We start from the raw sequence: 2,119 nt of genomic DNA, 5'->3' as shown, positions 1-2,119 counted from the left end.
ACTCACACCGGCGGCGCGCCGGGGGCGGCCGCGGCCGGGGCGCGCCACCGCGCAGCGGGACCCGGACGGGAACGGACAGACGGTCGCGCCCGGTCCGCCGGCCGCGAGAGGGGATGGACGGACATGCGGCACGTCTGGCTGGAGTCACCGTCGGCCCGGGACCGGCGGGCGGCGGTCGCCGGGGCCGAGGGGCTGCTGGGCGCCTTCGACTGCCGGGCCTGGCAGCGCGGCCCCTACGGCGGAGTCGGCGAGTTCGTCCGGCACCTCGTCCTCGAGCGGGCCGACTCCCCGCTGGTGGCCCGGCACCAGGTCGAACTGCTCTGTGCGGTCCGGGACTTGAAGGACGACGTGCCGTGGGACGCCGAGACCGTCGCGGCCCTGGACACGGCGGACGTCCAGATCAGGTTCCATCCGGCCCGGCGCACCCGCCATCTCGCGTACGGGCTGGCCGAGTTCGTCGCGGCCCGGTCGGCGGAGCGGCACACCCCGGCCGCCGTCCTGCTCGACCGGGTGGACGAGGCGGACGGCACCACCGTCGAACTCGTCGACGCCCTGCTGCGCCGCGTCGACCCGTCCCGGCTCCGGCTGTACGTCGGCGGCGGCGCACTGCCCGCCGCCCTGGCCGAGGGCGTCACCGCGCACGCCCGCCCGCTCGCCGTCCCCGCCTGCGGGCCGACCGCCGGGGACGAGGACCCGCCCCGCACCCCGGCCTGGCACGACGCGCGCGCCGACGAGTTGGCCGCGACGGGCGAGTGGTCCTGGCGGCTGGGCGCGATCCCCTACCACCGCGCACGCGGCACCCGCCCGGCCACCGACGGTGTCACCGCCCTGCGCGCCGCGCTCGGCCCGGCCCTGAGCGGCGGCTTCTACGAGCACGGCGCCCGGCTCGCCCGGCACGGACTGGCGCTGACCACCCCGGAGCGGGACCTCCGGAACTGGTGGGCCTTCACCACCGGGCTGGCCACCGCGCTGACCGCACTGGACCGCCCGGCCGAGGCGCTCGCGCTCTACGACCGCGCCCGGGAGGCGACCGGCGAACCGCGGATCCGGCTGTCCGCGGCCTACTCCACCGCCATGCTGCACGCCCGCCACCTGCCGGACCGGGACCTCGCCGCCGCCCGCGGCTGGCTGGAGCGCGCCCTCGCGCTCGCCGGACGGATCGACGACCCGCGCGAGCGCACCGTCACCACCGTCTTCCACCGCCAGGGCCTGGCCCTGCTGGACACCCGCGCCGGCGACCACGCCGCGGCGCTGCGCACCGTCGAGGACGGCCTGGCCCGGCTCGCCGAGGTGCTGGCCCCCGGGGAGCGCCCCCAGGACCGCGCCCGGCTGCTGCACAACCGGGCGCAACTGCACCTCGCGCTGGGCGATCCGGCCCGCGCGCTCGCCGACCTCGACGCGGTGATCGGGCAGGACCCGCAGAACGCCGAGTACTACGTCGACCGGGCCGCCCTGCATCGCGCCGCCGGGAGCCCGCAGCGGGCGGTCGCCGACTACGGCAGCGCGGTCCGGCTCGGCCCGCACCTTCCCGAGGCGTACTGCGGGCGCGCCGAGGCCCTCCTCGACCTGGGGCGGCCGGAGGCGGCCCTGGCCGATCTCGACCGCGCCCTGCACATCGCCCCCGACCACCTCGACGCCCTGGTCGACCGGGCCGGCCTGCACCTGGACGCCGGCGAGCCGGACCTCGCCGAACGCGACGCCCGCGCGGGCCTGGCGCTCTCCCCGGAGCAGCCGCACCTGCTCTGCGTGCTCGGCCTGGTCGAGGCCGAGCACGGTCGGCTCCCCGAGGCGGAGGCCCTGCTCTCCCGGGCCGTCGAGCGCGCCCCCGACCTGACCGCGGCCTGGGCCAACCGCGCGGCGGTCCGCTTCGAGCGGGACGACGTCCTCGGAGCGGTGGCCGACCTGGACCGCGCCATCGCCCTGGACCCGGACCCGCTCGCCCTCTACAACCGCGGCCTGGCCCACCGCCGGCTCGGCGATCCGGCGGCCGCCGTCGAGGACTTCACCCGCGCGCTCGCCGCCGACCCCGGGCCGGACCCGGAGCTGCGCGCCGAGATCCTGCGCGAGCGCGCCGCCTGCACCGCGCCGCCCGGCCGCTGACCGCCGACGACGGCGGAAG

The 2,119-nt window shown here is 79.0% G+C and carries 1 protein-coding gene; it reads left to right on the top strand.

What is annotated here, in order from left to right; all coding sequences use genetic code 11:
- Positions 1-123: 123 nt before the first annotated feature.
- A complete protein-coding gene (locus tag ACFUEL_RS38915; protein ID WP_380242821.1) occupies positions 124-2,100 on the top strand; it encodes a tetratricopeptide repeat protein in 1,977 nt (658 codons plus the stop codon).
- The last annotated feature ends 19 nt before the right edge of the window (positions 2,101-2,119 follow it).

Source organism: Kitasatospora sp. NPDC057198, from assembly GCF_042670125.1.
Classification (GTDB): domain Bacteria; phylum Actinomycetota; class Actinomycetes; order Streptomycetales; family Streptomycetaceae; genus Kitasatospora.
Note: the sequence above shows the minus strand (reverse complement) of the source record. Positions and strands in the feature narration are given on the sequence as shown.

Bases quoted from the DNA above. Each gene is read 5' to 3' on its own strand.
- ACFUEL_RS38915 (WP_380242821.1), top strand. From the start codon at position 124: ATGCGGCACGTCTGGCTGGAGTCACCGTCGGCCCGGGACCGGCGGGCG.